At 37.6% G+C, this 7,675-nt stretch carries 7 protein-coding genes; 1 reads left to right on the top strand and 6 read right to left on the bottom strand.

The features are described from left to right. The first annotated feature begins 177 nt into the window (after window positions 1–177). Complete coding sequence (locus CYJ57_RS05995; RefSeq protein WP_006701318.1) at window positions 178–1,506, top strand: nucleobase:cation symporter-2 family protein; 1,329 nt, start codon at window positions 178–180, stop codon at window positions 1,504–1,506. Between the two features lie 85 nt (window positions 1,507–1,591). On the opposite strand, the gene CYJ57_RS05990 is transcribed toward CYJ57_RS05995, so the two are convergent. From CYJ57_RS05990 to der, 6 genes are all read right to left on the bottom strand, one after another. Next, complete coding sequence (locus CYJ57_RS05990; protein ID WP_006701319.1) at window positions 1,592–2,155, bottom strand: histidine phosphatase family protein; 564 nt, start codon at window positions 2,153–2,155, stop codon at window positions 1,592–1,594. A 26-nt stretch (window positions 2,156–2,181) separates the two neighbouring features. After that, window positions 2,182–3,102: an AEC family transporter gene (locus CYJ57_RS05985; RefSeq protein ID WP_101954491.1), complete on the bottom strand. Its 921-nt coding sequence runs from the start codon at window positions 3,100–3,102 to the stop codon at window positions 2,182–2,184. An 18-nt stretch (window positions 3,103–3,120) separates the two neighbouring features. Then, window positions 3,121–5,280 carry a CocE/NonD family hydrolase gene (locus CYJ57_RS05980; protein WP_101954490.1) on the bottom strand — a complete coding sequence of 720 codons (2,160 nt, stop codon included), beginning with the start codon at window positions 5,278–5,280 and terminating at the stop codon, window positions 3,121–3,123. Window positions 5,281–5,308: 28 nt separating this feature from the next. Then, window positions 5,309–5,767: a GNAT family N-acetyltransferase gene (locus tag CYJ57_RS05975; protein WP_101954488.1), complete on the bottom strand. Its 459-nt coding sequence runs from the start codon at window positions 5,765–5,767 to the stop codon at window positions 5,309–5,311. A gap of 113 nt (window positions 5,768–5,880) precedes the next feature. Then, window positions 5,881–6,156 carry an HU family DNA-binding protein gene (locus tag CYJ57_RS05970; RefSeq protein WP_006701323.1) on the bottom strand — a complete coding sequence of 92 codons (276 nt, stop codon included), beginning with the start codon at window positions 6,154–6,156 and terminating at the stop codon, window positions 5,881–5,883. 137 nt (window positions 6,157–6,293) lie between these two features. Beyond that, window positions 6,294–7,610: a ribosome biogenesis GTPase Der gene (gene der, locus CYJ57_RS05965; protein ID WP_143826743.1), complete on the bottom strand. Its 1,317-nt coding sequence runs from the start codon at window positions 7,608–7,610 to the stop codon at window positions 6,294–6,296. Between the last annotated feature and the right edge of the window lie 65 nt (window positions 7,611–7,675).

Genomic DNA, 7,675 nt, shown 5'->3' with positions numbered 1-7,675 from the left:
TTTTGTGGTGATTTAAGTATAACGAATCTTCATGTCTTTTTGTATTTCAGAAATTACTGAGTGTTGCAATTCATTTTACAACACACCAATTTTTAAATATAAAAATAGAACTGGCTATATTAATTGAAAAAAATAGGTTACCATGAAAATTGTAATTATAGATATTTGGAGGTCATTATGGAAAAGCAAATTGAAGTGTCGTCAATGGGTCAAAAAAATGAGTTGGTGTATGATATTGATTCGAATCCTCCATTTGGGTTATCATTAATACTAGCACTACAACACATTTTAGCCTCGTTTGCAGGGATTGTGGCTGTGCCACTTGTAGTAGGTACAGCGCTGAATTTCTCCGTTGAAGAAATGGCCATTATGGTCAGCGGGACCATCTTTGCGTCAGGTATTACTACCATTATCCAAGCTAGAAAGCTTGGTATCATCGGATCAGGATATCCTACAATGATGGGAACCGACTTTACTTTCGTTAATCCTCAAATTAGTGTTGGAGCACGATTTGGTATTCCAGGAATTGTCGGTGCAGCCATCTCAGGTGCCTTACTTGAAGTAATTTTAAGTCGCTTTATTAAACCATTGATGCGTTTCTTCCCGCCGTTAATTACCGGAATTGTAGTCTCATTAATCGGAATTACGATCTTACCTGTAAGTATTGATTGGGCTGCTGGAGGCGTTGGAGCCGCTGATTATGGTTCATTAAGAAATATCGGGATAGCTTTTATTGTTATGATCTTTACCTTATTCCTAAATCATTATGGTAAAGGAATTTGGAGTACAGGAGCTGTTTTTTGGGGTATGATTTTTGGTTATTTAATCTGTATTCCACTTAATATGGTTGATTTAGAAGCTGTTGCAGCTGCTAAATGGATTGAAATCCCACATATTTTCCGTTACGGAGTCAAATTTGATTTCGCTTCTACCTTATCATTTTTACCTGCTTTCTTAGTTTCAGCCATCGGAACGACGGGTGTTTTAATGGCTGTTGGGGAAGCTTCAAATAAAATTCCAACCGCAGATGAAATTGCGGGAGGGGTTTTAACAGACGGTGTTGGATCAATTATTTCTGGAATTTTTGGTGCAGGGCCTAACACTGCTTTCTCACAAAACGTTGGACTAATCACTTTAACAAAAGTTGCAAGTCGTTCTGTGATGATTTTAGCGGGAATCATACTTATTATTTTAGGTATCTTCCCTAAAATTAGTGCGATTATCTCAGTTATTCCAACTCCAGTATTAGGTGGTGTCGGTGTTATTATGTTCGGACTTGTAGCAGCTCAAGGTATTAAATCACTAACAAGCATTCACCTAGGTGACCGTGAATTACTTATTATTTCAGTGGCATTTGCAATGGGGATTGGGGTTACCGTTAATCCAGGAATCCTAGCAAACTTACCAGACTGGTTACAAATGATGTTATCTTCAGGTATCTCAGCAGGTACAATTGCTGCGCTTATCTTAAATATCGTCATGAAAGACAAAAAAGTACAAGCTTAATCAATCGTTAATACGCATAAAATTATCCTATGGGAATCTCGTTTCCCATAGGATTTTTATTTACTATTTTTTAATTAATAATCCATTAAATATCCCACTCTCGAACGGCGATGCAATGACCGGAATCATCGAAATTCAATTCAACTACCCATGGCATTTGATCTTTAATTCGTAAAGTGTCTTCGACACCAAAAGAAGTATCATAATAATTGGCAATCGCACTCATCGCAGTCCCATGACTCCCTATAACGATGGTCTGCATGGGATGTTGTCGTATAATATGTTCTAAAGCTCGAATATTGCGCTGTTGAACTTGATTAATCGATTCGCCTCCGGACAAATGATAATCAAAATCAGCCCACTGTTTTGTTATATAATCCACTTCAGGTTTTTGCCAAACGTGGCCAATCGCTCTTTCACGGAAGTCTTCAACAATTTGAATCTGAATCCCTACTTTGGCAGCAAATGGCTTGATTGTATCATAGGATCTACGGTAGGGGCTTGAATAAGCATAGTTAACGTGTTTATCTTTAAGAAAATCAGTTACACGCTCTCGATCTAATAACCCTTTATCAGTTAACTCACGTTGGCGATCATCGAGATTAAGATAGTTGGGGTGGCAATGGCGAATAAAATAAACTGTTGTCACAATATATTCCTCTCTACAAACAAATTCTAAATAAAACTTAATAATAGCGGTACAGTAATTATCGATAAAATAATCGATACACAAGTTAATTTGGCAGCAAAGTCAACATCCAAATTATATTGGGCCGCTAAAACCGTTGTCGGCGTCCCTATCGGCATTCCTGCTAAAATCACTACTACACCAGTTAGGGTTGAATCCAGGGAGAATCCCTTCATAACCATTAACACAATGAGTGGGATAGCTAATAGACGGATAAAACAGTAATATAATACCCCCGGTTCTAGAAGACTTTTTAAACAAACTTGTGAAATAATTGCCCCAATTAAAACCATTGCTAAAGGTGCAACAAGAGAAGCAATTCCCATCGAAGCACGTTCGATAAATGGCGGTAAGTTAATTTGTAGTAGTCCACGCGCTAACCCGATAAAAACAGCAATAATCGAAGGATTTTTCAGTAATTTAAGCAGTGCATTTAGCGTACTTTGCCCTTCTTTTCGGCTGGCTCCTAACATTGTCAAACCTACCGTCCACATAAATAAGCGGTGCGGAGCTAAATAGACTGAAGCCATCATCGCCCCCGTTGATCCATAGATGGATTCTGCGATAGGTAAGCCTGAAAATCCAGCGTTATTAACTAAAGTTCCATATGCCATCACACGAGCTTTCTCTTCGGGATAACGTCGATATAATATTGGTGCTATCAAACTGTTGATTGAATAAATAATTACTGCTGCAATCATCGCTTGCAAACTTAAGAGTAATAAATCAATGGTCACGGCCTTAAATGAATTAAAAACCATAATGGGTAAGAAAACATTAATTAATATTGACATCATACCATCTCTCCCCACATGGGTCAGTATTTGTTTGCGTCCTGCAAAAAATCCAAGTGCAATATATAGTAGTAAAGTTAACTGTAAATCAAGTAATTGAAGAAACTGTTGCATCTCCGCCTCCTTTATTGTTTATAAAAAATCTATAACTAATTGTATGCTTTCTGTTAGAACTTGATACTTTTGACATTCTGTTGGGTGTAATGTGTACAGGTAATCATTACCATAAATAATTAGACCTAATCGGTGTCCTTCAGGTAACGTATAATCCATTGGAATCATATCTATTTCGTAAGTTTGAAATCCTTGATCATCCGAAGAATTGACAGGTGTTTTCAAGTTCACCCATCCTCGAGTGATAATATGTGAATCAGATGCATCGGGTTCATATGTAAAAGTAGTTTGTGGTAGTTTCGTTGAAAGACCGATACTCCGTTTAGTTGATGCTGATTGTGTACGCTCATTAACAATTCGATGCGAACCATAATCGACTAGTAAGCACGACAAAGCACCTTCATTTCGATTGGATTTCACTTTTAATTGTATTCGCATTGTACCATGTAAATGTAGCTGATTTTCTAGCGAATCTGACTCATAACGTATCGCAAGTGTACCTTGAGGATCTAGCAATTGCTCTTGCCAATCCTTTGCGGAAAGAAAATCGAGCTGAGTCTCGAAGGTATTTATCGTTGCTTCAACTGAATCATTCGTTGATATATCTGATTGAATGAGACGATCGCCTTCAATTTTAAAACGGATCTGTTGCCGTTGGTCATAATTAACTTGGTCCCACTGATTTGGGTTAAGATTTGATTGAACGATACCTTGACCATTCGTCAATGGTTGCGAACCAAGATTAAGTAGATAATAATCTAACCATCGATCCATCAGATCAATTAAATCATAATTATCAATCGAATGAATTGAGATATGTTTACCTCGATGAATCACGAAGTTTCGGCTAATTGCATTATTCTGTGTCGCTTCCATTAATTTGAATAAATGAGATATTTTTACATTCCAGTCATTCGTACCGTGTATAATTAGCATTGGTATATCAATGTGATCTGCTTGATTTAAATAATTACGTTGGTCCCAAAATTCATTATAATATCCTGATTCACGGTCCATATCATGGCGCATTGCTTCAAATAATTCACGGAATCGTTGGCGTTTGGCTTGCGTCGCATTCGTCGGGTTCATTAAAAACGATTCACAAAACCAAGATAGAATATCGATGTCTTCTCCAGGGTATCCTTGAGGAGCCACTACTAAGTTATTATAGCGATAGTAATCGTACCAATTTGAGATACCTGCTTCAGGTAATATTGTTTTTAAAGAGCGACTCTTTGAATATGTTGCGGTACCAATAGCTAAGGTTCCTAAATAAGACTTACCCGTCATGGCCACCGTACCATTTGACCAAGTTGGGACGACGCGCTGTGTCGCTTCAAGATCATAATATCCCGCAGTATCGCCATCAATCCAACGCAAAGTAGCATCAACTGCATCCAACTCTTCAATCGATCCGGTTAGATTATAACCTTGCGAATAATAAGCACCCCGACCCGCATAATAAATTACGGCGTAGCCTTTAGCCAGATAGCGTTTCATTGCAGGATTCCGTCCATAAAGTGGTGGTTCAACAATTTCTTCTAATGATGCAGTCAGTTCAGGGAGTAATCTTGTTTGCCCTGGCTTACTATAATCTGTTAATTGATAGGATTGAATCGGGTCTTCGTGCGTTTCAGTAATCGAATGTAATGCCTCGGGTGCAAAGGCATCATTGTTCGTTCCCATTACATACGGATTCGCAATATAGAGGATTGGAACAGTCCCCTCTTTTTGATACTCTCTTGGACGTTCGATGTAGATTTCCACTAAATCACTATAAGGGCTGTCCGTTGTTGTATAAGCAGTCTCGATAAAGACCCGCTCTTTAATCGTCTGTGTCTCATCATAGGCCATGATTGTCACATCATGATACACAATCGGCCCATTCGGAGTATATTGTTGAACGAACTTCGGCAGATAACCCGCTGCAATCAATACTTCAAGAACACTGCGTTGATCGGACAATTGAAGTTGTAAAAGATCATCGAAATAAGTCGTTAAACTTGAATGGACTTCAAGCGAAAGACGTTCAATCGCTTGAGCTATTGTTGTCGAATAGACTTCCAAACGTTGAAGTAATAATATCATTCGTTTAGTCAAATCATCATGAGATTTAATTGCCGTTCCAAACAACTCTTGCATTATTTCTTCTAAATGAGGGTTTTGAATATGTATCATTAGAAATTCTCCTTAAATAACATTAATACTACAAATCTTTTTTATTTACTTGATAAATCATATCTTGATGTTCTATCCCAGCATCCAAGTAGATGGCATCATTACAAGTATTAAAACCGACTGTTTGATAGAACCCTATCGCTTGAATCTGAGATGACAAATGAATTTGTGATATTTTTTGTTGATGAGCCCATTCAATCACCTGCTCCATTAATGCTCGACCATACCCTTGACGACGATATGAAGCAGAGGTCGCAATACGTTGTAATTTTAGACATAATTTATCGGATTGATTAAATATATAAAAACGTGCAGTTACAATTGGTAGCGCATCGAGATAACCGACGACATGCCAACACTGTTCATCGTTTCCATCAATTTCTAAAGACTCGCTAACGTCTTGCTCGTCAATAAAAACGGCACGCCGAATTGATAGTGCATCTTGGTAGATTTCTCCATCTGTACCAAGTTGATATTTAAAAATCATATATTATCCTCCGTCAACTATGAATAAACCTATTATAACGATAAACGCAAATAAAACCAATCTAAGGCAAATAAAAAAACTAGGCACCTAAATGCCTAGTCTAAAAGGTATAATTATTTAACAATATCTTTTAAAGCTTTACCAGCTTTGAATGCAGGAACTTTGCTAGCTGGGATTTGGATTTCTTCACCAGTTTGTGGGTTACGTCCTTTACGAGCTGCACGGTCACGAACTTCGAAAGTACCAAAACCAATTACTTGAACTTTCTCACCATCTGCTAAAGCTTCCATAACTGTTTCAAATAATGCTTCAACGGTAGCTGTAACGTCTTTTTTAGTTAAGTTTGTTTTAGCTGCTACGCGTTCTACTAAATCTGCTTTATTTGCCATTGAATTTCCTCCTCAAATATCTCATCATATGAAAATACAATAAAATATGCTTAGTGACATATTGAATCGCATCTCAATTATTAGAATAGCATATTAACCTTGCTATTACAACATTTTTAGTTAATCTTCCATGTTATTTAATTTTTATTTTCACGAACTAAAATACGAATTGGTGTTCCGATAAAACCAAAAGATTCTCGCAATTTATTTTCTAAATAACGTTGATAACTGAAGTGCATCAGATCAACATCATTGACAAAAACAACAAAAGTAGGTGGATTTGTTGCCACTTGTGTCATATAGAAAATTTTAAGTCGACGTCCTTTATCGGTTGGAGTTGGATTCATCGCCACTGCATCAGATACTACCGTATTAAGCGTCGATGATTGAATCCTTTGATGGCGTACATCATGAATTTCTTTTAGTAGTTGTGGTAAACGATGGAGACGTTGTCCTGTCTTGGCACTCACAAATAAAATTGGTGCAAAACTTAAATATTGAAATTCCTGGCGGATTTTATCGGTGAATTCATCAAAAGATTTATTATCTTTATCAACTAAATCCCATTTATTCACTATAATGACAATCCCTTTACCCGCTTCATACGCTAATCCTGCAACGCGCTTATCTTGCTCAATAATTCCTGTTTCTGCGTCAATAACAATACATGCAATATCGCTTCGATCAATCGCCGCTTGAGCTCGCATTACCGAGTATTTTTCGGTAGATTCCCAAACCTTGCCACGCTTACGGATGCCAGCTGTGTCAATCATTAAATAATCTGTGCCATCTTCAGTAAAATGAGTATCTACCGCTTCGCGGGTAGTTCCTTCGATATTTGAAACAATAACACGTTCTTCATTTAAAATACGGTTGACAAGACTTGATTTCCCCACATTTGGGCGTCCGATAAAACAAAATTTTACATATTCGTCTAGATCAAAACTTGCATCATGCTCTGGTAAAGCTTGAAAAAGCGCATCTAATAAATCTCCAAACCCAGTACCATGAGAACCCGAAACCGGATATGGTTCGCCTAGCCCTAAACTATAGAATTCATATATCATTTGACGTTGCTCAGGGTTATCTGCTTTATTAATGGCTAGTAGAACAGGTTTGCCCGAACGTAATAACATTTGTGCAACGCGTTCATCTTCGTGTGTAATACCTTCCCGAACACTCGTCACCATAATAATTATATCCGCTTCTTCAATCGCCAATTCCGCTTGGTACTTCACTTGATCATTTAACGGTGTATTACCTAAATCAATTCCACCCGTATCAATCAACCGGAAAGGCTTGCCTAACCATTCTGCCGTCGCATAAATTCGATCACGAGTCACGCCGGGCAAATCATTAACAATTGAAATACGATCCCCAACTAATCGATTAAAAATTGTAGATTTTCCGACATTCGGTCTTCCAACCAGTGCTACTACAGGTATCTCGTCCATCATTATCACCTTCTTCAATAAAATAATAAAAGACTGACTTAATAATCTAAGCCAGTCTGTGTCAA

It is taken from the genome of Falseniella ignava (assembly GCF_002847645.1).
Taxonomy (GTDB): Bacteria; Bacillota; Bacilli; order Lactobacillales; family Aerococcaceae; genus Falseniella; species Falseniella ignava.
This window is presented reverse-complemented; position numbering and strand designations above follow the sequence as displayed.